Below are 25,886 nucleotides of genomic sequence, written 5' to 3' on the forward strand. Positions count from 1 at the left end.
CCGGCTCAGCCGGGTGCGCAGGTCATGGCCAGGCCGCCGTCGACCGGCAGGCACACCCCGTTGACGTAGGCGGCCTCGTCGGAGGCCAGGAACAGGCTCGCGTTGGCGACATCCCACGGGGTGCCCATCCGCCCCGTGGGGCTCGCCGCGTGGCGGTCGGCCATGAGCTCGTCGATCGACCCCGCCTGCGACGCCAGCTGTTGGCGCACGAGGGGCGTCTCGATGAAACCGGGTGCCACGGCGTTGGCGCGGATACCGCGGGCGGCGTACGTCAGCGCCAGCGACACCGTCGCCTGGTTCACCGCGGCCTTCGCCGACATGTACGCCGGGTACTCGTAACCGACGTGGCGCAGCGCCGCGAGCGACGAGACGTTGACGATGGCCCCGCTGCCGCGGTCCAGCATGGCCGGCAGCACGTGCTTGCACGCCAGGAACACACCGTCCACATTGAGCGCGAATGCGCGGCGCCATTCCTCCAGGCTCAGCTCCATCGGACCGCCCAACACCGTGACACCCACGTTGTTGTGCAGGATGTCCGCAGGCCCGAACGCCTCGGCCGCACGGCCGACGGCGTCGGCGACCTGGCCCGCGTCGGTGACGTCCGCGGTGATCGCCGTCGCCGAACCGCCCTCGGCGCGGATCGCATCGACGGTGTGGTCCGCCGCCTCCGCGCTGACGTCCACGACGGCGACCGACGCCCCGTGCCGGGCGTAGGTCATCGCGGCGGCCTGGCCGTTGGTCGCTCCGTCCGGCCCGCCACCGCCGCCGAACACGAGTGCCGTCCGGCCGGCAAGTCGTGGAGTGTCGGTCATGCTGGCGCCTCCTCGGCGGTGTTGTCGATGTCGCGGGATATCGCACCGGAATCGGCGCGCTCGACGTACAGCTCGAACGTCACCGCCACCGGGTTCTGCCCCGGCAGTACGAGGCCCGAGTGCACGTCACCGTTGCGGTCCACGAGCGACGCGGTGAGCACGGCCTCGCCGTCGGCGACGGTGCCGGTGAGCGAGGTGAACTCGGTGGCGGGCCAGTCTGCCTCCGCGATCCGGCCGGGACCGGTGCGCAGCCGCGCGCCGACGGTGCTGCCCAGGCTGGCGCGGACCACCGCGGAACGGAAACCCGCCCGTGCCGCCACGTCCGTGACCGCGGTGTGCAGGTCTTCGCCGGGGCGGATGCGCGCCGCGACGGCCTGCGTGGCCGCCGCCTCCCAGCGCGGGTGCGGGCTGAACGCGGGCATCGCCGTCTCCGGGCAGGTGTCGCTGACGTACGCGACGTCGTGCAGCAACCGCATCGTCGCTTCGATCGGCACCGCGCCGACCGTCGTGTCCGGCAGCAGATGGCCGCCGCGGACACGTCCGTGCTCGTCGAGCCAGGTGGCGTGCACGTGTGCGAACCCCGAACCCTCACGGCTCCCCACGGTCGCGGAACCGCCCAGTACGAAACACGGACCGGCGGGTTCGTAGGTCTCACTGAAGTAGGCGGGACGCTCGGCGCCGACGGCCGGGTGCACGTAGCGCAGCGTGCCGAAGCTGCCGTGCGCCAGTTCGACGCACGCCGCACGGTGACCTGCGGACTCGGTGATCCGCCACAGCTCCGCTGCGACGCGCGCGCCGGGCGGCAGCTCCGTCCGCACGACCGTCACGCCGGTGGGCACCGACACGATCCGCTCCGCCGAGCGGGGCCCGGGGTGCTGCAGTGGGAACCCGGCCCGGTGCGCGGTCACGACTCCGCCAATCGCTGCTTGATGGTGCGTTTGACCACCTTGCCGTATCCCGACTTCGGGATCTCGTCCCACCACACGAAGCGTTTCGGGATCTTGTACCGCGCGAGCGAGTCCCCGAGCCACGACCGCAACTCCTCGTCGTCGGCGATGGTGCCGTCGGCGGCGACACAGACCGCCACGCCGATCTCGCCCCATTTCGGGTCCGGTACACCCACAACCGCCGCCTCGGCCACGGCCGGATGGTGCAACAGGCGTTCTTCGATCTCCCGTGGGTACACATTGGACCCGCCCGAGATGAACATGTCGGAAGCCCTGCCCGTGACGTAGACATATCCCTCGTCGTCGACCATGCCGAGATCCCCGGTGCGGAACCATCCGTCGCGGAAGGACTCGGCGTTGGCCTCGTCGTTGCGCAGGTAGCCGGCGAACACCGCGGGGCCCGCCACACAGATCTCGCCCTGCTCTCCCGCGGCCAGTTCCGTACCGTCGGAGTCCTGGATGCTGACCTGCATTCCGGTGCGCGGATGACCACAGGTGCCGTACTCGACGCCGTCCGGCGGCCTGCGGTCGTGCTCGTCCGGTGGTAGCACCGTGATGTTGCCGGTGACCTCGCCCAGTCCGTAGTACTGCACGAGCACGTCGCCGAGCACCGCGCGGGCGCGTTGCTGATCGGCGCGGTACATGGGTGCGCCTGCATAGATCACGTAGCGCAGCGAGCCGAGGTCGTGGTGGGCCGCCTCCGGCGCCTGGGCGAGCGTCGTGAGGATCGTCGGCACGGTGAAGGCGTTGGTCACCCGCTCGGCCTCGACGAGCCGCCAGACCTCCGCGGGCTCCAGCCGGGTCGACGTGGGCAGCACCGTCTTCGCGCCCCGTGCGACCTGCGGCAGCAGGTGGATCCCGGCGCCGTGGGACAGCGGCGCGACCACGATCTGCGCGTCGTCGGCGCCGAGGCCGGGCATCAGGTCGCAGAGATGGTTGTTGACGACGAAGCCCAGCTGGTCGTGGGTCAGCACGACGGCCTTGGGTCTGCCACTGGTGCCGGACGTGAAGAAGTACCAGGCGTGGTCACCGTTCCACACGGGCTCGTCCGGTTCGCCGGCCTGCGGGATGGGCAGGCCGGCGATCGCACCGTCGGCACCGGACGCGGCGCCGATCCACAGCGTGCCGCCGGTGAGCTCCGAGGCCGCGGCGACGGCATCGGCATGGTCGGCGTAGTCGGTGTGGCAGATGAGCGCAGCGGGCGTGGTCAGTTCGGCCAGCCCGGCGACCTCGGACGGGGTGAGGCGGAAGTTGGCGGGGGCGAACACTGCGCCCGCGCGCCACACCCCGAACATCGCCGCGATGAATTCGACGTGGTTGGGCGAGTGCACGAGCACCGCGTCGCCACGGCCGATGCCCCGGCGGCGCAGCTCGACGGCGACCGCGGACGCACGCGTGTCCAGGTCCCGCCACGTCAGCCGCGTCGAGCCGGACACGACGGCGTCGCGGCCGGACAGCCGGGTGGCCGTTGCGGTCAGCAGATGGGCCAGGTTGACGGCACGCAGGGTCATCGCACTCGCTCCAGCACCGAGCAGTAGTTGGCGACCGCGACGCCGCCCATGTTGAACACCGCGGCGAGTTCGGCTCCGGGGACCTGCATCTCGCCTGCGTCGCCGGTCAGCTGAAGGGCGGCCATGATGTGTTGCGACACCCCGGTTGCGCCGATGGGATGCCCCTTCGACTTGAGCCCGCCCGACGGGTTCACCGGTAGCTCGCCGTCGCGTTCGGTGCGTCCGGAGTCGATGACGGTGGCACCCTTGCCCGGCTCGGCCAGGCCGAACGCCTCGTACTGCAGCAGCTCGGCCACGGTGAAGCAGTCGTGCGTCTCGATGAGGTCCAGGTCGGACAGTCCGGCACCGGCCTCGGCCGTGGCCCGGGTGAACGCCGACTTCGCACCCGCGAAGGCGAGCACGTCGTCGCGGCGGCTCAGCGGCAGGTGATCGTTGGCGTGGGCCCTGCCGCGCCAGCCCACGGCGCGCGGTGCGCTCGCGGCGACGTCCGGGGAGGCCACGACGAGTGCGGCGGCGCCGTCGGAGACCAGTGAGCAGTCCGTGCGGCGGAGCGGATCGGCCACGAGCGGGTTGCGGTCCGACGCCTCGGCGCAGAACTCGAAGCCGAGGTCCTTGCGCAGGTGCGCGTACGGATTGCCGACACCGTTGCGGTGGTTCTTCGCGGCGATGCGGGCGAGCGTGTCGCGATGGTCGCCGTATCGCTCGAAGTAGTCACGGGCGATCCCGGCGAACACGCCCGCGAAACTGCCCGCCTGCTCCTCCTCCTTGCGGTAGGAGGCGGTGAGCAGCGCGTCGCCCACGACCTCGGGCTCGGCCGCCGTCATCTTCTCCGCACCGGCGACCAGCGCGATCCGGCCGCGGCCCGACTGCACGAAGTCCAGCGCCGTGAACAGTGCCGACGATCCGGTCGCGCAGGCGTTCTCGGTGTGCACCGCGGGCACGGTCGCCAGCTCGGGCCTGCCCGCACCGACCAGGCCCGCTTCGAAACCCTGCCGGGAGAACCCGCCGTTGAACACGCCGACGAAGATCCCGTCGACGTCTCCGGGTTCGGTGCCCGCGTGGTCGAGGGCGGCGCCGGTGACACCGGCCAGCAGCGCTTCCACGTCCGGTTCGGACGCCTTGCCGAACCGGGAATGCGCCCAGCCGATGATCGCGGGGGTGGTTGTCATGATCGTCCTCTCGCGGATCGGGACTTCTGAGAATCGGTCAGTGCGGCACGGATGGACCGTGCCTCCGCGTGCAGCAGTGCGGCGAGTTCGTCGCGCCGGGCGCCGTCGAAGCGTTCGGCGATACTGGCGACGCTCAGCGCGGCGACCGGCCGGTCGGCGGCGTCGCGCACCGCGACGCCGAGTGCCCAGGACCCGGCGATGACGCGGCCGTCGTTCAGCGCGTACCCGTTCTGACGGGACCGGTGCACGAGGTCGTGCAGCGTGTCGTCGTCGAATCCGGGGTAGTGGTCGCGGGTCGTGGCCGTCGAGGCCAGCACGTCTTCGACGTCGTCGTCGGACAGTGCGCTGAGAATGGCGAGACTGCCCGCGCCGATGCCCAGCGGGTGCCGGTCCCCGACGGCCAGGGCGTAGTTGCGGATCGGACCGGGACCTTCCTGTCTGCGCGTGCACACGCCGTAGCTGCCGTGGCGCACGGTCAGGAACGTCGTGTCCGTCGAGGAGTCCGCGATCCGGATGAGGCTGTCGGTGCTCGCCTCGCCGAGGTCGTCGGCCCGGTGGCCCGCCAGTTCGCCGAGCACACCCGCCTGCAGTCCGAGGCGGTAGCACGCCGTGTCGGGATCCTGTTCGACGTATCCCTCGGCGACCAGCGCGACGAGGATCCGGTGCACACTCGCCTTCGGGCGGCCGCTGACGCGCGTGAGCTCGGCGAGTGACGCGCCGTCCGGGCGGTCACGAGCCAGCACACCGACGAGATTCAGCAGCACGAGTGCCCGCTGGATGCTCTGCGATCCGGACGGCCGGTCGGCGCCGTCGTCGGCGGTGTGAGCGATGGTCCATGATGCGGACCTACGTGCTGCTTTTCCAAGCTCAGGAGGGGGCGCGGCGGGTCGCGGCGCGTCGGCATCGGCGCTCACATCAGCCATGATGGGTCGATTCGAGCCGGACCGCAATGGTCCATATTGTGGACCATGGATCGCGAATGTGCATTGACATCGCTGATCGGCTTCTCTCAATATCGGTGTGCCCTTCCGGGGCGGACGAGGAGAAACGGACAATGATGTCGAAGCGCCTTCGGGGCGCCGTCGCGCTGCTGGCCTGCCTGGTGCTCGGTGCATGCGGCTCGGTGACGGCCACACCGGACAGACCGGTCTACACCTGGGACATGACCGTCACGGTCGGCGAGTCCTCCACCTGGTATCAAGCGGCGGAGAGGTTCGCCGAAACCCTGTCACGCGAGTCCGGTGGCCGGATGAAACTCCGGATCTTCACCGGCGAACAGCTGTCGGCGGGCGATCCTGCTGCCGGGGTCGAACAGCTGATGAACGGCGACAAGGACTTCTCCTACAACTCCACGATCATCTACGCGGGCATCGACCCGCGGTTCGGCGCGATCAACGCCCCGTTCCTGTACCGCGATTACGACGAGGCCGACCGCGCACTGCAGGGCGGTGCGACCGCCGCCTACGAGAAGCTGTCCTCCGAGATCGGCGTGAAGATGCTCGGGTTCGGCGAGAGCGGCTTCCGGCAGCTGACCAACAACGTCCGCCCGGTGAGCAAGCCCGCCGACCTGGCCGGCATCAAGGTGCGCATCCCGGGGATCGGCATGTTCACCGACATCTTCCGCGGGCTCGGCGCCAACCCGACGACGATGAACTTCTCCGAGGTGTTCACCTCGCTCCAGCAGGGCACGATCGAGGGCCAGGAGAACCCGATGGACGTCATCTCGTCGGCCGGGCTCGCCGAGGTGCAGCCGCATCTGACGGTGTGGAACTACGTCTACGACCCGCTGATCCTCGGGATGAACCAGGACCTGTTCCGATCACTGAGCCCCGCCGACCGGAAGATCGTGGAGAAGGCCGCGGCCGACGCGAACTCCTTCCAGATCGAGACCAACCGGGGGCTCGAACAGCAGCAGATCGACGAGCAGTCGAAGCTGATGAAGACGACCGAGCTCACCGATGCGCAGCTCGCCCGCTTCCGCGCGACGGTACGGCCGCTGTACGAATCCTACGAACCGGTGTGGGGGCCCGCGATGGTCCGCGCCGTGAGCCCGGAGCGCTGAGCCATGCAGAAGTCGACTTCGGAACGCGTGCTCACAGCCGCGGAGAACGTGCTGGCAGCCGTCCCGTTCGCGGTGGTGGCTGTGGTCGCGTTCGTCAACGTCATCAGCCGGTACTTCCTCAACGCCTCACTGGCCTTCACCTCGGAACTCACCGTGAACCTCGCGGTGTGGATGGTGATGATGGGCGCGGTGATCGGGCTCAGGGAAGGCGCCCACCTGGGCTTCAGTGCACTGCACGAGAAGGCCACCGGGGTGGTGCGGCAGGCCATGACGGTTCTGATCACCATCGCCATCCTGACGTTCCTGGCCGTACTGCTGTACTTCGGTATCGACATGGCGATCGCTCAGCTCGGCAGTGGCAGGGCGACACCGTCGATCCGGGTTCCGCAGTGGTTGTTCACCGCCGCTCTCCCAGTGGGCGCGATCTTCGGTGTGTACCGCACGTTGCAGGCGAGTCGGATCGGCTTCCGCAGGTCCACAGTGGATTCTCAGCCGAGTGAGGAGGCCGACCGGTGATCGGTTTCGTGCTGTTCGGCAGCTTCTTCGTGTTGCTGCTGATGGGTGTTCCCGTGGCGTTCTCGCTCGGGGTGGCGGCCTGCGTCTCGCTGGTGGCCATGGGCGGTTTCGGGGAACTGTCGATCGTGCCGAACGTCTTCACCGCCTCCGTCGCGTCGGAGACGTTGCTGGCGATCCCGTTCTTCATCCTCGCCGGCGTGATCATGGAGTACGCCGGTATCTCGCGCAGGCTCGTGGACTTCGCACACGCCTGTGTGGGCAGGCGCAAGCACGGCTTGGCGATCGTCGTCATCATCGCCGCGTTCTTCTTCTCGGCCATCTCGGGATCGGGCCCCGCCACGGTGGCGGCCATCGGGTCGATCCTCATTCCGGCGCTGATCCGCCAGGGTTACGCAGCCCGGCACGCGACGTCCCTGCTCGCCAGTGCCGGTTCGATGGGCATCATCGTGCCGCCCAGCGTCGCGTTCATCATCTTCGCGGTGGTCGTGAGCGATTACGCCGGTGTGTCGATCGTGCGGCTGTTCGTGGCGGGCATCGTGCCCGGCATCCTGTTGGCCGCCGCGCTCGTGGTGGCCAGCCTGCTGCTGCCGCGGACCCAACCCGTCACGGTCGCGGCGGGCGCCGCAGGTGGCAGCGGCGGCAATGGTGGCAGCGGTGGTAACGGCGGTCGCAGCGGCGGCGACGCGGATGCGCCTGCTGCCGGCGACGGTGCCGAGGTGATCGCGTCGCACGGGTTCGCCGCCTCCTTCGGCAAGGCGATCCCGGGTCTGCTGGTCCCGTTGATCATCCTCGGCGGCATCTACGGCGGCATCGTCACACCGACCGAGTCGGCCGTGGTCGCGGCGGTCTACGCGCTGCTGGTCGGCCTGTTCGTATACCGGGAGATCAGCCCACGGCAGCTGTACCGCATCCTCGTGACCGCTTCGGCGCAGTCGGCCGTGGTGATGTTGATCGTGGGTTCGGCCTCGGTGTTCGCCTACGTGGTCACCGTCAACGAGATCGCGGAGAACATCTCGGAAGCACTGCTGGGGCTGACCGGCAACACGGTGCTGATCGTGCTGATGGCCATCGTGGTGCTGTTGATCGTCGGCGCGTTCATCGACGCGGTGTCCGCGCTGTACCTCTTCGTGCCGATCATCGCGCCGGTGCTGCTCGAAGCGGGCGTCGACGTGACGACCATCGGCGTGATGATGGTCGTGAACCTGGCGCTCGGGCTGGTCACCCCGCCGGTCGGCGTCAACCTGTTCGTGGCCGCGGGTATCGCGAAGGTTCCGCTTGCCGAAGTCGTCAAGGGCATCCGGCCGTTCTTCGCCGCCGGCCTGGTCGTGCTGCTGCTCGTCGCGTACGTACCGGCGCTGTCCAACTGGCTTCCCGATCTGCTGGGCTTCTAGAAGGGAACGTGGAAGTGAATCCGTTCGACCTCACCGGCCGGGTCGCCCTGGTCACCGGCGCAGCGCGCGGTATCGGACTGGCCGTCGCACGGGGCCTGGCGGGACAGGGCGCGCACGTGGTGGCCGTCGACCTGGCCGACGAGTCGGCCGAGGTGACGTCTCTCGCCGCGGACTTCCCGGAGCAGCACGTGCGGTACCGGAAAGTGGATGTGCGTGACGAGGAGGCCGTGCGCGCCTCGGTCGATGCCACGGTCGACGAACTCGGTTCGCTCGACGTCCTGGTCAACAACGCGGGCACGGCCAGCAGGAACGGCCTGGACACGCTCACCGACGACGAGTGGTACCGCGACCTGGACACCAACCTGCGCGGGATGTTCCTGTACTGCCGCGCCGCCGAACCCCACATGAAGGCACGGGGAGACGGGCGGATCATCAACGTCAGCTCGATCTCCGGGATCATGGGCGGCCCGCGGTCGGGAGGTGCCGGCGGCGGTCGGTCCGGTCCCGCGTACGCGGCGTCGAAGGGCGGCGTGATCGCGTTGACGAAGTGGCTCGCCAAGGAGCTCGGCGAGGACGGGATCACCTGTAATTCGGTCGCTCCCGGCCCGATCGCGACGGCGCTGACCGCCGACGTCGCCTACGCACTGGACGACCAGGTGATCAAACGTATGGGCACGCCGGAGGAGGTGGCCGCGGCCGTGGGCTATCTGGCAGGACCGGGCGCGGGATACGTGACGGGTCAGGTGCTCAAGGTCTGCGGCGGTGCTGCCATCGGCTGAGACCGTGGCCCGGCCGCTGCCACGCACCGAGACGTGGGCAGCAGCCGGGCCGTCGCCGCGGGTGCTAGGAGATGCGCTCGCCGGTCGTCTCCGGCCGGTCGGCGGTCTCGGCGGCGGAGTCGGCGGCGGCGCCCGCGGGGCGATGTGCCACCAGCAGCACACAGGCCGTCGTCACCAGGCACACCACTGCGAACACCGCGGCCACCAGCCACGGTTCACCACCGCCCGCGACCAGCAGGGAGGTGGCGACGGCAGGGACGTACCCGCCCGCGATCGCCGACACCTGATAGGCCAGCGACAGTCCGGTGTAGCGGACGTCGGCACCGAACAGCTCCGAGAAGAACGTCGACTGCACGGCGAACATCATGGTCGGTACGAACACGTATGCGATCACGAACGCGAGCGTGATGATCGGTATCGACCCCGAGTCGAGCATCAGGAAGAACGGGACGGCGAACACGACGCCGAACACCGAGCCCGCGAGATAGATCCTGCGTCTGCCGATCCGGTCGGACAGCGCTCCGATGATCGGCACGGTCACCAGCCCGATGACCGAGGCCAACAGCATGCCGTTCAGCGCCGTCGACTCCGCGACGCCGACGTGGGTCGAGACGTAGTAGATACCGAAGGCGTTGATCGCGTTCGAGGTGACCGTCTCGCCGAGCCGAGCGCCGAAGGCGAGCAGCAGGTTACGGGGATGCTTGCGGAACACCTGCAACAGCGGGATCGGCTGCTTGCCGCTGTTGTTCCGCTTCCGTTCCGCCGCGGTTCGCTCGAACTCGGGACTTTCGCTCACCTTCAGCCGGATGACCAGACCGACCCCGAGCAGCATGATGCTGACGAGGAACGGCAGCCGCCAACCCCAGGACAGCAGCTCCGCCCTGTCCAGTTGGCTGACCAATGCGAAAGCGCCGGTGGACAACAGGATGCCCCCGGACGCGGCAGCCTGGGGGAGACTGCCCCAGAACCCGCGCCGGGCCTCGGGTGCGTGTTCGATGGTCATCAGGGCCGCGCCCGCGTACTCGCCCCCGAGCCCGAGTCCCTGCGCGAGGCGGAACACGACCAGCAGGATCGGAGCGGCGATGCCGATCTGTTCGTAGTCGGGCAGACATCCGATCGCGAACGTACCGACGCCCATGATCATCAGCGTGATCACGAGCATCGATTTGCGTCCCACCCGGTCGCCGAAGTGTCCGAACACGACACCGCCGAGCGGGCGTGCGACGAACCCGACGCCGAACGTCGCGAACGCGGCCAGTGTGCCGACGGTGGGTTCCGCATCGGGGAAGAACACGGGGCCGAACACCAGCGCCGAGGCTGTACCGAAGAGGAAGAAGTCGTACCACTCCATGAGAGCGCCGATGAAACTGGCGATGGCGACGGTGCGCATGCGTTTCCGCTCGCCACGCTGCGAGACGGGGGTCATGTGTGCTCCTTCAGTCGGAGAGTCGAACGAGAACCTTCACGGTGTCCGGGTCGGCCGCCGCCGGGTAGGCGGACGAGGCGTCGGCGAGCGGGAAACATCGGGAGATGAGGGGCCGTGGGTCGATGGCCCCGTCGGCGATGAGCGACAGCGCGGAGTCGATGTCGGCGGGCAGGTACATACCGCTGCCGACGAGGTCGACCTCGAAGCGCTGCATCCGTGGCAACGGCAGGTCGAGCTCGGTCCGTGACGGCACGCCGACGACCACGACCCGTCCGCCACCGCGAGTGCCGGCCACGGCAGCGCGGAGCGTGTCCGCACCGGCCACGCAGTCGAATGCCGTCGTGAATCCGGCGAGCTCGCCGAGGCGCTCGGGTTCCACCACCCGGTCGGCGCCCAGTCGGGAAGCCAGGTCACGTTTCGCCGCGACGGGTTCGACGAGAGTGATCCTGCCGGCACCGTGGGCGCGAGCGGCCAGCAGTACGGCCAGGCCGATGCAGCCGCCGCCGATCACCAACACGTTCTCCAGGGCCGGCGGCCCGTGGGTGCGGCCCACCGCATGGACTGCGGTGGCCAGTGGCTCGGCCAGGCAGGCGACATCCGTGGCCACCGCGTCGGGAACGCGATGCAGGCGGGACGCGTCCTGGACGGTTCGGGTGCGCGCCGTGCCGGGCAGTTTGAACCCGAGAACCCGCGCGGACTCGCACGTGTTGAGGGCACCGGCCGCACACGCCGCACACTGTCCGCAATGGACCAGCGGATTGATCAGCACCCGCTCGCCGCGGTCGATCCCGGTGACGCCGTCGCCGATCGCGAGTACTTCGCCGATGCTTTCGTGCCCGGTCACCACGGGAGGACGGACGAACGGATGCCGTCCGGCATAAACGTGCAGATCCGAGCCGCATATGCCGACATACGAGGGCGCCACCAGTGCTTCTCCCAGCCCGGGACGAGGATTGTCGGCGACCTCGCCCACTTCGACCTCGCCGACGTCGGGGAAGCGGATCTCCTTGACCAACACCATGTCCTCCTTCAGCGAGTGGGGGCGCTCACGGCGCGATCGACCAGATCCGCCAGCCGCTGCAACCGCGGGACGGCGTCCGCCTCGAGCGCGTCGGGCAGGTTCGCGGCTCCGACGCAGGCCCGCCATACCGCACGGCCGGCGAGGAACCCGGACGCTCCTGCCGCGCAGGCGACCTCGACCGCGCGGGGAAAAACGTCGGCATCCACCCCGGAGGACAGCACCACCCACGGTGACGCGATCCGTGCGCCGAGCCGGGTGCATTCGCGGTGCAGGACGTCGGCGTCGGCCTTGCCGCGCAAGGGAACCTCGGACTTGTACAGGTCGGCGCCGAGTCCGCCGAGCTCGTCGGCCGCCGCGTGAACGCCGGCGTTCCAGTCCCAGTGGCCTCCGCGGCGAGGGGCTTTCGACACCGGTTCGATGATGCTGACGAGGCCGGCGGCGCGGCACCTGGCAACGAAGCGTTCGACCATGGCGACTCGGCGGTGTGCGTCCTCATCGGGCCGCCACACGACGAGGAGTTTCATCGCCACGGCGCCCTGGGTTCGCACCGTGTGCGGGTCGACGGTGTCGTCCAGCACCGAGTCGGTGACGGCCTCGCCGTTCCCGGGCACGAACCGGTCGGCGGCGGCGATGAGCCCGCAGCCGGGGGCGACCGCTCCCGAGTCGACAGCGGTGTCGAAGACGAACTGCTTGTCCAGCAGAACACCGGAGGCATACGGAGTGAGGGCGCGGGTGGCGGCGAGCTTGAACTCCGTGAGGGTCGCGTCGTCGACGCGGCGAAGCACCTCGTCGGGCGTCGTGCCGTCCGCGGCGGGCTCCGCTCCCGCGAACATCAGTCGCAGAGCCTCGCGCTGGTCCACCGCCAGCATCGCGAAGCCGCCCGACGGTCGTGCCAGGTCGGTCAGGTCGTATGGCGTAGGGGAGGTCACGCGTACTCCTTCAGTTCGCTCAGGTGGGTCTCGATCTCGTGGTCGGTGGAGATGGCGGAACGGCCGTCGACGGCCCGGCACGAGAGAGCCGCCGCGATACCCGCGTATGCCATCGCCTCGTGCAGCGGACGTTCGCGAACGACGGCGGTGAGCAGGGCGCCGTGGAAGACATCGCCTGCGCCCAGAGTGCTGACCGGCTCGATCGGCAGTCCGGGCACGCGGCGTAGTCGGCCGCGGTGGTCGCGGCCGATCGAACCGTTCGCGCCGTCGGTGGCCACCACGGTGTGGGCCGTGCAGGCAGCGAGTGCCGCGTCGAGATCGGTCGATCCGTACTCGGCTCGCAATCGGTCCGCAGTGGGCACGTAGAGGGTGACCTCGTCGGGACGGCATCGGAGATCATCGACCGCGTAGCCCGCATCGACCGACAGTCGGGGACGGTCCGATGGCGGTATGTCCGCGAGCAGGCGGGCGACCGGTGGCCACCCATGGTGGTCGACGTGGACCCAGTCGGCGGAACGCACGGCTTCCGCGGCGGCCTCGTCGAGTTCGACGGGTGGTGCCGCGGTGGTACAGATCGCGCGGGTGGCGTCGCTGCGGCTGCAGATGACGACGACCGACTGGGTGCCGGCGTGCGGGGTCACCCGCACGTGGCGCGTGTCGACTCCTGCGGCGTCGAGGCCGTCGATGACGTCGTGCCCGGGCCGGTCGTCTCCCACGGCCGCGATGACCTGGGCGGGTACTCCGAGGCGCGCGGCTGTCACGGCCGCGGTGGCGGCGGGGCCACCACCGCTGCGGACCAGGTCGTCGACGACGACGCGTTCGTCAGGGGATGGGTGATGCGCGGTGACGGCGATGGCGTCCTCGGTCGCCGCACCAACGAAGACAACGGTGTCCACGGTTCCTCCTCGCCCGATGGCGCCCATAGTGTCGGCCGGGGATGTTCATAAGTCAACATTCGCTGTCGAAAATAGAACATTGAGCGGAGAAGATTCAGTGGAAAAGATTGAACTGAGAGGGCTCAGTGGGGAGGACTCGGCGTTGGGAGGACTCAGCGGGGCGGTTCGGTGGACACACCGGTGCCCCGAGGCCGGTGCGGACCGGGTCAGGAGGTGGCGAGATCGAGCTGGACGCCGGCGCCGTCGAAGAGGTCGGCGAGTGCGGGTCTGCGGTCGGTGACCACGGTGTCGAGTCGGCTCAGCGGGCACAGCAGGACCGCCGCGGCGGCGTCGAACTTGCTGTGGTCGGCGAGCAGCACCACGCGGTCGGCGATGTCCATCAGCGCGAGCTTGGTCGGACGTTCCCGGTCGGTGGCGACGTACACGCCGCGCTCGTCGACGGCCGCGGCGCCGAGGAAGAACGTCTTCACCCGCAGCTGGGCCGCGGTGTCCACGGTGATGGGCCCGACGAAGGCCTGGCTGTCGTGGTTGAGGTCGCCGCCGAGTGCGACCGTTCGTGCGGCCGGCAGGCTCAGCATGCGTTGCAGCACGGGCACCGAGTGCGAGACGACGGAACCGGCGAAGTCGTCGGGGAGGGCGAGTGCGAGTTCGTACGGCGTCGTACCGGCGTCGACGGCGATCGTGTCGGATCCGGCGAGCAGGCCGGCCGCGTGCGCGCCGATTCGCTGTTTGGCCTCGTGCCGGGCGCGAACTCGGCCCTCGAACGCCGGTGGCTGGTCGGCAGGAGGGAGGCTGACGCCGCCGTGCACGACCCGCACCTTGCCGTCCCGTTCGAGCCGGCGCACGTCGCGGCGCACTGTCATGTCCGACACGCCGAGCTGTTTGCTGAGGTCGCTGATCGCGAGGAATCCCGCGGTGTGGAGTTGTTCGAGGATCACACCGCGGCGCGCGGGGGCGTCGTCGTAGCGCAGCAGTCCGGCAGATGCACTGTCCACGCCACGTCCTCCCCTCGTAGTTGTTCGAAATGATACACGGGCGGCGTCGCCGGGCCGGGAGGCGAGGACGATGATGTTGGAAATACAACATCGTCGCGGTGGTCGCTGTCCGGCGGTGCGAGTCTCCGCGTTGCCGAGACGCTCACCCGGTGGCCGGCGCCAGCGTGTACTCCTCCGGTGCGAGTTTGCCTGCGAGCTCCCGCATCAGTGCGCCGACGTCGGCCAGCCGGTCGGTGGTCATGCGGTCCGCGGGGCCGGTGACGCTGATCGCGACGTCCTGTCCGGTCCCCGAGGTGAGGGCGACACCGACACACGCGATTCCGGGCTCGTTCTCCTCGTTCTCGACCGCCCAGCCGAGCGTGCGCGCCGACTCGACGGCGTGGCGGAACCGGTCCGCGAGTGTCGGGTGCTGCCCGTCGGGGTCGGCCTCGTCGGCGTAGCCGGTCAGCAGAGCGTCGCTCGGGGGAGCGGTTGCGATGAGCGCGCGCCCCAGCGCCGTGCTCGCGATGTGCGCACGCCTGCCGACGCGTGACCACACGCGGACGGAACGTTCGGGCTCGATCTTGTCGAGGTAGACGACGCGGCGTCCGTCGAGCATGCCGAGGTGGACGAGTTCCTCCGTGCGGCGGGACAGTTCGAGCAGCAGTGGGCGGAACAGCAGCGGCAGGTTCTCCTCGGCGCCGAACGTGCGCACGATCCGCCGGAGTGCCTCGCCGAGGATGTAGTTGCGGTCGTCATCGTCGCGCGTCACGTACTCGCGGTGCGCAAGCCCGCGGAGCAGCCGGTGGACCGATCCCTTGTTGATCCCGGTGTGCGCCGCGATCTCGCCGAGTGCCATGCCCTCCGGGCCGGCGGCGGCGACCGTCTCGAGCACGACGAGCGCACGATCGAGGCTCGTCACGGGTGGCGTTTCCGATGTGGGTTCGGTCTCCATGGCTCCATTGTCGCCGGGGTCGGTATTGCGTCGCGTTCAGTGCGAGTTTAACTTATGGTCCGACATACAAAACGACCGGTTCGCGATATGAAACGCACACGGTTGGTGCCGGCAGCGCCCGCCGCGCGTCGCGGAAGGACAAGGACGTCATGACACAGGGACTCGGGCGCAGCAGCGTGCCCGCGGGAACGCTCATCGGAGCATCAGCGCCCGACCGGACCGGCATTGTGCACCTCGGTCTGGGCAACTTCCACCGCGCGCACGGTGCCGTCTACACGGCGCAGGCGATGGCCGCGGCCGGAGGCGACTGGGGCATCCGCGGCTTCGCTCACTCGTCGGACCGTGTCGTCGCGCCGATGCGCGCCCAGGACAACCTGTACTCGATCCTGCAGCTGACCGAGGGCGGCACCAAGGCCGGTGTCGTCGACGTCCACCGCGACACCGGCGTAGCGGCGCACGACCCCGCGGCCGTCGTGGCCGCGATCGCGGATCCGGCGCATCGCATCGTCTCGCTCACGGTGTCCGAGGTCGGTTACACGCGCGATCCGGCGACCGGCCGCCTGGCTCTCGACCACCCCGAGGTCGCCGCGGACCTCGTCGCCGGCTCGACGCCGCGCACCGCGATGGGCATGATCGCGCGGGGCCTCGAACTGCGGGCCGCCTCCGGTGCGCCGGTCGCCGTGCTCTCGTGCGACAACCTCCAGTCCAACGGCGACGTCACGCGCGCCGTGGTCGAGGAGTTCCTCAACGCGGCGGGCGTGAACGACGACGTACTGTCCTTTGTGTCCTCGTCGGTGTCGTTCCCGAACGCGATGGTCGACCGCATCGTGCCGAAGACGACGGCCGAGCACTCGCAGCGTGTCGAGGACCTGCTCGGGGTGACCGACCGGTGTCCCGTGCCGGCCGAGGACTTCAGCATGTGGGTGCTCGAGGACGACTTCGCGGGCGGCCGTCCCGCATGGGATCTTGCGGGTGCGACGTTCTCGACCGAGCTCGAGGCCTACGAGATGGTCAAGTTGCGCCTGCTCAACGGGTCGCACTCGCTCATCGCCTACCTCGGCGTCCTCGCCGGTGCACCCACGATCGACACCGCATGGGGGCTGGACTTCGTGCGCGAAGCGGTCCTCGGCGGGATCGCCGAGGACTACCTGCCCACGTTCACCCCGCCCACCGGGTTCGATGCCGACGCGTACGTGTCCGAACTGGACGCCCGGTGGCGCAACCCGCTGATCGGCCACGCCACCACGCAGGTCGGCTCCGACGGTTCGGTCAAGTTGCTCCAGCGCATCCCCGACGCGGCGTTGTTCCACCTCCGGCGCGGCCGCATACCGCACCGTCTCGCGCTGTGCACCGCCGCGTGGATCGCGTGCGTCGCCCCGCCCGCGGGCTTCGACCCGGACCCGCTGGCGGAGCGCATCGCCGAACCCGCCCGGGAACGGCTCGCCGAGACGGTCGACGGCGCCGTGACCGTGAGTGACCACGTGCGCCGGATCATGACCGGCGGCTTCTTCCCCGCGGCGCTCGCCGACCAGGACGTCTTCACCGCCCGTGTCGCCGAGCTGCTGACGCTCATCACCCGAGACGGGGTGCGCACCGCGGCCGCCGACGTGGCCGCAGCCTCCCGTTGAGCCCGCCCCGCCCTCCCCGGAGCCCCGCCCCGACCCCTGGAGCTGATCACCGATGAAAGGTCTGTTCATCCACGGCGCCGAGGACATGCGCCTCGACGACGTCGCCGTGCCCGAACCCGGCGAGGGCGAGGTGCTGCTGCGCGTGCGCTACGTCGGCATCTGCGGTTCGGACCTGCACTACTACTTCCACGGCAAGAACGGTGAGAACCTCGTCCGCGAGCCGTTCGCTCCCGGCCACGAGTTCTCGGCGACCGTCGAGTCCGATCCGTCCGGCGAGTGGGCTACCGGCACGCCGGTGACCGTGCACCCCGCTCGGTACGGCTGCCCGGTGACGGGCCTCGACGACCGGCCGCACCTCTGGCCCGGCGGCGACTACCTCGGCAGCGCCGCGGACTTCCCCCACCGGCAGGGCGCGGCGGCGGAATACGTGCTCGTCGAGAAACCCATGCTCCGCAGGCTGCCCGACGGGTTGTCGCTGCGGGACGCCGCGCTCGCCGAACCGCTCGGCGTGGCGTTGCACGCTCTCACGGTCGCAGGTGGCGACCTGGGCGACCGCGCCCTCGTGCTGGGTGCGGGGCCCGTCGGCCTGCTGACCGTCGCGGCGCTCGCCGCGCGGGGCGTCGGTCACGTGGCGGTCGGCGACGTCCAGCAGTCCGCCCTCGACCGTGCCCGCGACCTCGGAGCCCACGAGACGTTCCTCATCGGACGCGACGAGGTGCCCGCGACCTCGTATCCCGTCGTGTTCGAATGCTCCGGAGCGCCGGCCTCGCTGACCCAGTCGGTCGCATCCGCGGCCAGGGCAGGCGTCGTGGTCCAGGTCGGCATGCTCGCCGACGCCGCGATCGGTGTGAACCTCGCGCCGCTCGTGTCGAAGGAACTGCAGCTGCGCGGCACCTTCCGCTTCTCGACGGAGATCGACGAGGCCGTCGAGTTGCTCGCCGCCCACCCCACCATCGCCCGGGTCGTCACGCACGTCCTGCCCGCGGCCGACGCGGTCGAGGCGTTCGCGACGGCGAAGGACTCCGCCGCCTCCGGCAAGGTCCTCATCGAGTTCTGACCCCCACCCGCCCTCACGTCCCCATCCGACACCGCAGAAGGAACAACGATGTCCACTTCAGCACCGCCGCCCGACACGGGCACCGCCGAAGCAGGCCAGGCCGAACGCAGCACCAGTGACCTCACACGCGCCGCGATGTCCGGCTGGCTGGGCACCGCGCTCGAGTTCATGGACTTCCAGCTGTACTCGCTCGCGGCCGGGCTCGTCTTCGGCCAGCTCTTCTTCGTGGGCGACAGCGCCGCGCTCGCCGTCGTCGCCGCGATGGCCACGTACGCCGTCGGTTACGTCGCCCGCCCCGTGGGTGCCTGGTACTTCGGACGCCTCGGCGACCGGGTGGGACGCACGAAGGTCCTGTTCATCACGATCGCGCTGATGGGCGGTTCGACGACGCTCATCGGCGCGCTGCCCACGGCCCACGACATCGGCATCCTCGCGCCGATCCTGCTCGTGGTGTTGCGGCTCGGGCAGGGCTTCGGCGCCGGTGCGGAGATCTCCGGTGCCGGTGTCATGCTCGCCGAGTACGCGCCGAGGCGGCGGCGCGGCGTGATTGCCTCGCTCGTGGCACTGGGCACCAACTGCGGCACGCTCGGTGCGTCCGCGATCTGGGGCATTCTCGTGGCGGTCATGTCCGAGGAGCAGCTGCTCTCGTGGGGCTGGCGCATTCCGTTCCTCGGTAGCGCCGTGATCCTGCTGGTGGCCGTGTGGATCCGGTTCCGGCTCAAGGAGAGCCCGGTGTTCGAGGAGAGCTCCCACGTCTCCGACGGGGTGGCGCTGTCGACCGCCGAGGTCAGGGCGAAGGCCGAGCGGGAGAACGACACGCAAATGCTCGAGGCGCTCGAGCAGAAGAAGTGGCGCGCACTCGTGCCGGCGTTCCTGCTCCGCTTCGGGCAGGCAGGCAACTCGGGAATCCTGCAGACCTACATGGTCTCGTTCATCACGGTGACGCTGGCGATGTCGGCGTCGGTGGGTACGACCGTCGTGATCGTCTCGTCGTTGTGCGCGTTCGTCACGGTGCCCGTCGTGGGTGCGCTCGGCGACAGGTTCGGCAGGCGCCGCATGTACCAGGTGATGAGCGTGATCTCGCTCGTGCTCATCGTGCCGACCATGATGCTGATCGCGGGAGCGGACGTGCCGAAGGTGTTCGTCGGCTACATCGTCATGCACAACGTGTCGGTGATGGCGCTGGCCTCGCTCGAGAACCTCACGCTGCCGGAGATCTTCGGCTCCCGGCACCGCTACGCCGCGACCGGTGTCATCCGGGAGATCGCCGCGATGATCGCCACCGGCATCGGCCCAGTGGTCGCCGCCGCCTGGGTCGCCGCCACCACCGGCTCGTGGATCCCGGTCGCGGTCCTGCTCGGGTTCTTCACGCTGTGCCCGCTCATCGGGACGCTGTTCATGCCGGAGGTCGCGGGCCGCGACCTGAGGGATCCGCGCAACGCGGTCTGAACCGGTCCCGGGTGCGGCCGCCGCGCCGCACCCGGGACCGCCCCACCGTCCACCATCGACACATCAGCCCGGAAGGAAACACCCGCCGTGAGCATCTCGACCGCCGAGGTCATCGTCACCAGCCCCGGACGCAACTTCGTCACCCTCAAGGTCGTCACCTCCGACGGGGTCGTCGGCTGGGGCGACGCGACGCTCAACGGGCGGGAACTGGCCGTGGCCTCGTACCTGCGGGACCACCTGGCGAGCACGCTCATCGGCCGCGACGAGGACCGCATCGAGGACACGTGGCAGTACCTCTACCGCGGGGCCTACTGGCGGCGCGGACCCGTGACGATGGCCGCGATCGCCGCCGTCGACATGGCGCTGTGGGACATCAAGGCCAAGAAGGCGGGCGTTCCGCTGTACCAGCTGCTCGGCGGGGCGAGCCGGGACAAGCTCCGCGTGTACGCCCACGCCTCGGGCAACGACTACCCGGCGCTGGCGCGCGCGATCCGTGGATATGTCGACGAGGGTTACACGGCGGTGCGCATCCAGACGGGCGTTCCCGGTCTCGAGCGGGTGTACGGCGTGTCCGACACCGCGGAGCCGGGACAGCGCTACGACTACGAACCCGCACACCGCGGTGCCGACGGCGGCGCCGCGACGCGTCCCGAGGAAGAGGACTGGGACACGCCCGCCTACCTGCGGCACGTACCCGCGATCTTCGAGAAGGTGCGGGAGGAGTTCGGCCCCGAGCTGCGGCTGCTCCACGACGCGCATCACCGGATGTCGCCGATCGAGGCGGCGCGGCTTGCCAAGTCGCTCGAACCCTACGACCTGTTCTGGCTCGAGGACGTGACGCCCGGCGAGGACCAGGAGGCGTTCCGGCTGGTCCGGCAGCACAGCACGACACCGCTGGCCACCGGCGAGGTGTTCAACTCCGTGCATGACTACCGGACGCTGATCACCGAGCGGCTTATCGACTACGTGCGATCGGCGCCCACCCACACCGGCGGTGTCACCGGGATGAAGAAGCTGCTCGACTTCGCGGCGATCTACGGCATCCGCTCCGGCATCCACGGCCCGACCGACGTCTCGCCGGTCGGTATGGCCGCCGCGCTGCACCTCGACCTGGCGATCCACAACTTCGGTATCCAGGAGTACATGCCGCACAGCGAGCTGACCCTCGAGGCGTTCCGCACCTCGTACACGTTCGACCGCGGCTTCCTGCACCCGGGCGAGACCCCGGGTCTCGGCGTGGAACTCGACGAGGAGGTCGCGGCGCGCCACCCCTACACGGCTGCCTATCTACCGGTGAACCGCCTGCTCGACGGCACCGTGCACGACTGGTGAGTCGGGAGAGGACACACGTCATGAGCCAGCGACAGGCTTTGCCTCGGTGGACCGCCGAAACGCGGCTCGTCGTCGTCATCCGCGGTGAACACGCCGACGACTACGTGCCGGTGATCGACACCATGGTCGAAGCGGGAGTGCGCAGTTTCGAGCTCACGCTCACCACGCCCGGTACGGCCGCCGCACTGCCCGGACTCGTCGAACGGTACGGCGACACCGCGGACATCGGCGTCGGCACCGTGACCCGTCCCGGCGAGGTCGACGCCGCCGCCGACGGGGGAGCGCGCTACCTGGTCACCCCGATCTCGGACGTCACGGTCGTCGATCGGGCCCTGGCTCGCGACGTCCCCGTCGTCCCCGGCGGGCTCACCCCGACGGAGGTGTGGTCCACCTGGAGCAGGGGAGTGCCTGCGGTGAAGGTGTTCCCGGCGGGCCAGGTGGGGCCGGGGTATCTGAAGGACCTGCGCGGTCCGTTCCCCGAGCTTGCCGTGGTTCCGTCCGGAGGCGTCGATCTCGATGCGGCGGGGGCGTGGCTCGCGGCCGGCGCCGCGGCCGTCAGCGTCGGCGGACCGCTCCTCGGCGACGCGCTCGCAGGCGGCGAGCTGACTGCGCTCGCCGCGCGGGCGCGGCGATTCGTCGAGGTGTGTGCGGGGAGTGGAGCGGCATGACCGACTCCCCGGTTCTGACTCTGGGCGAGACGATGGGCCTGATCACGGGCGGCCGCATCGGATCGCTCGCGCACGTGTCCGACGCGCACGTGGGCATCGGCGGCTCCGAGACGAACGTCGCCGTGAGCCTGAGCAGGCTCGGCGTGCCCGTCACGTGGATCGGGCGGGTCGGCGACGACTCGCTCGGCAGGCGGATCGTGCGTGAGGTCCGCGGTGAGGGCGTCGACGTGCGTGCGCAGGTCGACGTCGACGCGGCAACGGGACTCATGCTCAAGGAACTCACGGGCCAGGGGACCGCGCGGGTGTATTACTACCGTGCGGGCTCGGCCGGTTCCCGGCTGGCCGCGGCGGACGTTCCTGCGGGCCTGGTCGAGAACGCCGCGCTCGTGCATCTGACGGGCATCACGCCGCTGCTGTCGGACTCGGCTCGGGAGACGTGCCGGTCGGTGGTGGGGCGCGCGCGGGCTGCGGGCGTGCGCGTGAGCGTCGACGTGAACTACCGGTCGACGCTCGCGCCGGCGCACGTGGCCGCCGAGGTGCTCGGCGAACTGGTCGGGCAGGCCGACCTCGTGTTCGGCTCACCCGACGAGCTCGCCCACGTCGCCCCCGACGGTACTGCCCCCACCGACGACCGGGCGGCTGCTGCGGACATCGGCGCGCTGGTACGCGCGCTCGATCCCGGCGGGACGCGCGAGATCGTCGTCAAGCGCGGTGCCGACGGAGCGACGGTCTACCGCGACGGCGTCCTCGTCGACGCCCCCGGTCACCGGGTCGACGTGGTCGACACCGTCGGTGCGGGGGACGCGTTCGTGGCCGGCTATCTCAGTGGTGACGTGCACGGATGGAGCGTCGAGAAGAAGCTCGCCCGCGCGAACGCCTGCGGTGCGGTGATGTGCACGATGCCCGGCGACTGGGAGGCGGCGCCCACCCCTGCCGAACTCGACGCGTTCCTGGCGTCGGGAGGCGATCCGGTCCAGCGTTGAGCAGCCGGTGGGCGGGTGGGTGCCGACCGGCGCGGCGCCGGTAGTCGCCGGTGTGGACCGGGGTGACCGGCCGACCTGCCGTCGTGCCCGCCGCGGGCTAGCGTTGCGGCCATGAGCGAGGGGCATGCGCTGGTCGCGGATCTGCTGTCGGTGTGGTGGATCGCGCTCGCAGCGGCGCTGGGGCCCGTTCTGGCCCTGATCACCCGGCGCGCGATCCCCGACGTGGTGTGGCTGCTGGTGTTCGGGGCGATCATCGGGCCCCATGCCCTGGGGCTGGCGGCCGAGACCGAGGCGGTCGGGTTCCTGCGCGAACTCGGGCTCGGTTTCCTGTTCCTGCTCGCGGGGTTCGAGGTGCGGGTCGAGGACATGCGCGGCAAGCAGGGCGGGCACGCGGCGTTGACGTGGCTGATCTGCGCGGCCCTCGGCGTGGGAGCGGGGTTGCTGCTGGTGCGGGGCGATGTCCAGGTGGCGATCGTGCTCGCGATCGCCTCGACGTCCACGGCCCTCGGCACCCTGCTGCCGATCCTCAAGGACTCCGGCGCGCTGGCGACGCCGTTGGGCCGAGCGGCGATGATCCACGGCGCCTACGGCGAGCTGCTGCCGATCCTGGCGATGTCGGTGCTGTTGTCGACGCGGGCGACGTGGCAGGCGGCGGCGGTGCTGCTGGCGTTCGCCGCGGCCGCGGTGGTCGTGGTGGCACTGCCCGCCAGGATTCTGCGCCGGGTGCCGCTGCTGGGACGTGCCGTGATGCGGGCGTCGAACACGACGATGCAGACCACGGCGCGGATCACCGTCCTGGTGCTGGTGACGTTGATGCTGCTGACGGCCGTCCTGGAGCTGGACGTCGCGCTCGGGGCGTTCTCCGCGGGCCTGCTGTCGAACGCGGTGCTGCGGGCGGTCGCGGCCGATCACGCGGAGGAGATCGCGCACAAACTGGAGATCGTCGGATTCAGCCTGCTCATCCCCGTGTTCTTCGTGACGAGCGGAATGACCATCGACCTTGGTGCCGTCGCGTCGAAGTGGCCGCTGCTGCTCGCGTTCGTCGGGGCGATCCTCGTCGTGCGCGGATTCCCGGTGTTCGCCCGCGAGATGTGGACGAGCACCCATTCGGGCGTCACGACGACCCGCGACCGGCTCGCGCTCGGCCTCTACGCGGCGACCGGGTTGCCCATCATCGTGGCGGTCACGCAGATCGCGGCCTCGTCGCAGCTGATCACTGCGGCCACCGCCTCGGTGATGGTGACGGCCGGTGCCGTCACGGTGCTGGCCTTCCCGCTGGCGGCGAACAGGATCGTCGCCGGCGGGAAGGCCGGGTCTTCGAGGACGGCACGCCGCTCGCGATGAACGCCGTGGCTCCTGAGACGGGCGGCACGGCGCGTGCCCGCCGGCCCGGTACTCGCCGTCGCGGGAACGGGGCCGCCGACCGGAAGTCGTGATGTCGGAGGTCGCCGGTGCCGCCCCGCTGCCCGGTGCGGGGCGGCACCGGACCTCACGCGTCCAGGTCGAAGACTTCGAGCGACTGCACGGTGACCTCACCACCGGTGGCGAACGTGCTCGCCCTGGTGCTGCCCTCGTCCGGGAAGACGAGGTCGGTGATCACGGCCTGACCCCGGTCGCCGAACACCTGCACGTTGGCCCGGTCGAGCACGATGCGGAGCCGGAGCACGCCGTCGGTCGGTGGCAGCGCGACGGTGTGGCGTGCCGGGAAGCTCGAGTGGACGGTCGTCCGGCCCGAACTGCGCCGGTCGACGAACAGTTCCTGCGTCGTGACGTCGTACCCGATGCGGGTGCGGTAGGAGCCACCCGCGAAGACGTCGAATCCGAACGAGGTCGCCGTCGCACCGGCGAGCCGGAACTCGGCGACGATGTCGAGCGCCGTTCCCGCGGTGTCCGGAGCTCCGCCCTGCTCGGAGACGGTTCCGCTCCAGGCTCGCCGGTTGCGGCGTACTCGCTCCAGCTCCCTGACCGGCTGCTGCGCGAGCCGCGTTCCGGCTGCGGTGGAGACCAGTTCCAGTTCGCGCGGGACGGACATGCCACCTCGCCACGGCGAGGTGGGGACGTCGGCCGCATACGACCAGTTGCTCATCCAGCCCAGCCACAGTCGGCGGCCGTCGGGAACGTCCGACCAGGACACCGCGGCGTAGAAGTCCGAGCCCTCATCGGCCCACAGGACGTCGTCGGGAGCTGCGTCGGGGGTGAACGTGGTGCCGTCGAAGTCGCCCAGGAAGTACTGCATTCCCGAGCCACCTGCCGGTCCACCCGGATTGATGCTCACGATGAGGACCCACTTGCCACGGCGGTCGTCGCCATCCACGGGCAGCCGGAACAGGTCGGGACACTCCCACACGCCGCCGTGTGCGCCGTGGTTCGCGCCGAACTCGCTGAGCTGTTCCCACTGCAGCAGGTTCGGCGAGCCGTAGAAGCGGATCCGGTCGCCCACGGCTATCGACATCACCCACCGGTTCGTCGCTGCGTGCCAGAAGACCTTGGGATCACGGAAATCGGCCTCGCCGGAGTTGGGGATCACCGGATTGCCGGAGTATTTGGTCCAGCTGCGACCGCGGTCGCTGCTGTAGGCCAGGCTCTGCTGCTGTGTGTCGCCCGCGCTGGTGTAGAGCGCGACCAGGCCGGGCCCGCCGCCGAAGAGACCGCTGGTGTCGTGTTGGTCCACGACTGCGCAGCCGGAGAAGATGTCGCCCAGCTCGTCGGGTTCGAGTGCCACCGGCAGCTGCTTCCAGTGCACGAGGTCGGTGCTCACCGCGTGCCCCCAGGACATGTTGCCCCACTGGTCGCCGTACGGGTTGTGCTGGAAGAACAGGTGGTACTCGCCCTTGAAGTAGACCATCCCGTTCGGATCGTTCATCCAGTTGCGTTCCGGGGTGAAGCACACCGAGGGACGCCACTGCGACGTTTCCGAGGCGGAGCCGGTCGTTCCGGCACGGGCGGTCGGTGAACCGGGCAGCGTCGCCGTCAACCCCAGCCCGGCCAGCGCGCCGGCCCCGGCCAGGAAGTTGCGGCGTCCGAATCCCCGTGTCAGTGGATGCCGGGAAGCGGCGGTGCCGTCAGCGGAGTTTTCCATCGTTGCCTCCTCGTCTTTTCCTGCCGCCCGGTGGGCACGCGGCAGTGCATGGGTGGGGTTCTGCGGATGTCGAAACGGGGCGGTACCGGTGTTCACGAACCGGAGCAGGGGACGGAGCGGGGGCCAGGACCGGAACCGGAGCGGGGGCCGGGTCGCCGTGCTCGGGCTCCGGACATGGGGAATCGCTCGGTTGCCGGAGCGGGAACGGGCGGGGTCGATGGCGGCGAGCCTGCGGTCACGCGATCCTCCTTGATCGGGAAGTGACGACGCTGCGGAGAGCGGCCGCTCTCCGTAGTCCTCCG

General features: G+C 70.1%; 23 protein-coding genes. 11 read left to right on the forward strand and 12 right to left on the reverse strand.

What is annotated here, in order from left to right; genetic code table 11:
• Positions 1-5 precede the first annotated feature (5 nt).
• From FB384_RS15615 to FB384_RS15635, 5 genes are read right to left on the reverse strand one after another with little or no spacing between them, the layout of a single operon-like run.
• The gene (locus tag FB384_RS15615; protein WP_183783806.1) at positions 6-812 is read right to left on the reverse strand and encodes an SDR family NAD(P)-dependent oxidoreductase; all 807 of its coding nucleotides are present in this window, start codon (positions 810-812) and stop codon (positions 6-8) included.
• The gene (locus tag FB384_RS15620; protein ID WP_183783808.1) at positions 809-1,720 is read right to left on the reverse strand and encodes a PCC domain-containing protein; all 912 of its coding nucleotides are present in this window, start codon (positions 1,718-1,720) and stop codon (positions 809-811) included. Before FB384_RS15620 ends, FB384_RS15615 begins: the two co-directional genes overlap by 4 nt.
• A complete protein-coding gene (locus FB384_RS15625; RefSeq protein ID WP_183783810.1) occupies positions 1,717-3,270 on the reverse strand; it encodes an acyl-CoA synthetase in 1,554 nt (517 codons plus the stop codon). The genes FB384_RS15620 and FB384_RS15625 overlap by 4 nt, the downstream gene beginning before the upstream one ends.
• On the reverse strand, positions 3,267-4,439 hold the full coding sequence (locus FB384_RS15630) for an acetyl-CoA acetyltransferase (RefSeq protein ID WP_183783812.1): 1,173 nt from the start codon (positions 4,437-4,439) through the stop codon (positions 3,267-3,269). The genes FB384_RS15625 and FB384_RS15630 overlap by 4 nt, the downstream gene beginning before the upstream one ends.
• Complete coding sequence (locus FB384_RS15635) at positions 4,436-5,362, reverse strand: IclR family transcriptional regulator (RefSeq protein ID WP_183783814.1); 927 nt, start codon at positions 5,360-5,362, stop codon at positions 4,436-4,438. Before FB384_RS15635 ends, FB384_RS15630 begins: the two co-directional genes overlap by 4 nt.
• Positions 5,363-5,493: 131 nt before the next feature.
• Between FB384_RS15635 and FB384_RS15640 the strand changes: the two genes are divergently transcribed.
• Genes FB384_RS15640 through FB384_RS15655 form a run of 4 tightly spaced genes read left to right on the forward strand, consistent with a single transcriptional unit; the run spans position 5,494 to position 9,187 of the window.
• Positions 5,494-6,501: a DctP family TRAP transporter solute-binding subunit gene (locus tag FB384_RS15640; protein ID WP_183783816.1), complete on the forward strand. Its 1,008-nt coding sequence runs from the start codon at positions 5,494-5,496 to the stop codon at positions 6,499-6,501.
• A gap of 3 nt (positions 6,502-6,504) precedes the next feature.
• Entirely contained in the window at positions 6,505-7,017 is a 513-nt protein-coding gene (locus FB384_RS15645; RefSeq protein WP_183783818.1) for a TRAP transporter small permease, read from the forward strand.
• Positions 7,014-8,408, forward strand: a complete 1,395-nt coding sequence (locus FB384_RS15650) for a TRAP transporter large permease (RefSeq protein ID WP_183783820.1) — start codon at positions 7,014-7,016, stop codon at positions 8,406-8,408. The genes FB384_RS15645 and FB384_RS15650 overlap by 4 nt, the downstream gene beginning before the upstream one ends.
• An 8-nt stretch (positions 8,409-8,416) precedes the next feature.
• On the forward strand, positions 8,417-9,187 hold the full coding sequence (locus FB384_RS15655) for an SDR family NAD(P)-dependent oxidoreductase (protein ID WP_323985246.1): 771 nt from the start codon (positions 8,417-8,419) through the stop codon (positions 9,185-9,187).
• Between the two features lie 64 nt (positions 9,188-9,251).
• On the opposite strand, the gene FB384_RS15660 is transcribed toward FB384_RS15655, so the two are convergent.
• The 6 genes from FB384_RS15660 to FB384_RS15685 all read right to left on the reverse strand — a co-directional run bounded on the left by FB384_RS15660 (position 9,252) and on the right by FB384_RS15685 (position 15,388).
• The gene (locus FB384_RS15660) at positions 9,252-10,613 is read right to left on the reverse strand and encodes an MFS transporter (RefSeq protein WP_183783822.1); all 1,362 of its coding nucleotides are present in this window, start codon (positions 10,611-10,613) and stop codon (positions 9,252-9,254) included.
• A 10-nt stretch (positions 10,614-10,623) separates the two neighbouring features.
• Positions 10,624-11,634, reverse strand: coding sequence for a zinc-dependent alcohol dehydrogenase (locus FB384_RS15665; RefSeq protein ID WP_183783823.1), 1,011 nt, complete (start codon positions 11,632-11,634; stop codon positions 10,624-10,626).
• An 8-nt stretch (positions 11,635-11,642) separates the two neighbouring features.
• Positions 11,643-12,563 carry a hypothetical protein gene (locus FB384_RS15670; RefSeq protein WP_323985247.1) on the reverse strand — a complete coding sequence of 307 codons (921 nt, stop codon included), beginning with the start codon at positions 12,561-12,563 and terminating at the stop codon, positions 11,643-11,645.
• Positions 12,560-13,459 (reverse strand): PfkB family carbohydrate kinase, encoded by a 900-nt coding sequence (locus FB384_RS15675; RefSeq protein ID WP_183783825.1) that lies wholly within the window; start codon positions 13,457-13,459, stop codon positions 12,560-12,562. The genes FB384_RS15670 and FB384_RS15675 overlap by 4 nt, the downstream gene beginning before the upstream one ends.
• A gap of 206 nt (positions 13,460-13,665) precedes the next feature.
• Entirely contained in the window at positions 13,666-14,454 is a 789-nt protein-coding gene (locus tag FB384_RS15680; RefSeq protein ID WP_183783827.1) for a DeoR/GlpR family DNA-binding transcription regulator, read from the reverse strand.
• Positions 14,455-14,596: 142 nt separating this feature from the next.
• Positions 14,597-15,388, reverse strand: coding sequence for an IclR family transcriptional regulator (locus FB384_RS15685; RefSeq protein WP_183783829.1), 792 nt, complete (start codon positions 15,386-15,388; stop codon positions 14,597-14,599).
• A 149-nt stretch (positions 15,389-15,537) separates the two neighbouring features.
• On the opposite strand from FB384_RS15685, the gene FB384_RS15690 reads away from it, so the two are divergent.
• The 7 genes from FB384_RS15690 (at position 15,538) to FB384_RS15720 (ending at position 23,849) form a co-directional block, all read left to right on the forward strand.
• Positions 15,538-17,016 (forward strand): mannitol dehydrogenase family protein, encoded by a 1,479-nt coding sequence (locus tag FB384_RS15690; protein WP_183783831.1) that lies wholly within the window; start codon positions 15,538-15,540, stop codon positions 17,014-17,016.
• A gap of 52 nt (positions 17,017-17,068) precedes the next feature.
• Entirely contained in the window at positions 17,069-18,073 is a 1,005-nt protein-coding gene (locus FB384_RS15695; protein WP_183783833.1) for an L-idonate 5-dehydrogenase, read from the forward strand.
• A 48-nt stretch (positions 18,074-18,121) separates the two neighbouring features.
• A complete protein-coding gene (locus FB384_RS15700) occupies positions 18,122-19,522 on the forward strand; it encodes an MFS transporter (protein WP_183783835.1) in 1,401 nt (466 codons plus the stop codon).
• A gap of 87 nt (positions 19,523-19,609) precedes the next feature.
• A complete protein-coding gene (manD, locus tag FB384_RS15705; protein ID WP_183783836.1) occupies positions 19,610-20,854 on the forward strand; it encodes a D-mannonate dehydratase ManD in 1,245 nt (414 codons plus the stop codon).
• Between the two features lie 20 nt (positions 20,855-20,874).
• Entirely contained in the window at positions 20,875-21,522 is a 648-nt protein-coding gene (locus FB384_RS15710; RefSeq protein WP_183783838.1) for a bifunctional 4-hydroxy-2-oxoglutarate aldolase/2-dehydro-3-deoxy-phosphogluconate aldolase, read from the forward strand.
• A complete protein-coding gene (locus tag FB384_RS15715; RefSeq protein ID WP_183783840.1) occupies positions 21,519-22,505 on the forward strand; it encodes a sugar kinase in 987 nt (328 codons plus the stop codon). The genes FB384_RS15710 and FB384_RS15715 overlap by 4 nt, the downstream gene beginning before the upstream one ends.
• 111 nt (positions 22,506-22,616) lie before the next feature.
• A complete protein-coding gene (locus FB384_RS15720) occupies positions 22,617-23,849 on the forward strand; it encodes a cation:proton antiporter (protein ID WP_183783842.1) in 1,233 nt (410 codons plus the stop codon).
• Between the two features lie 145 nt (positions 23,850-23,994).
• Here the strand turns inward: FB384_RS15720 and FB384_RS15725 are convergent, their stop codons facing one another.
• Positions 23,995-25,584 (reverse strand): glycoside hydrolase family 32 protein, encoded by a 1,590-nt coding sequence (locus FB384_RS15725; protein WP_183783844.1) that lies wholly within the window; start codon positions 25,582-25,584, stop codon positions 23,995-23,997.
• Positions 25,585-25,886 lie beyond the last annotated feature (302 nt).

The organism is Prauserella sediminis (assembly GCF_014195435.1).
Taxonomy (GTDB): Bacteria; Actinomycetota; Actinomycetes; order Mycobacteriales; family Pseudonocardiaceae; genus Prauserella; species Prauserella salsuginis.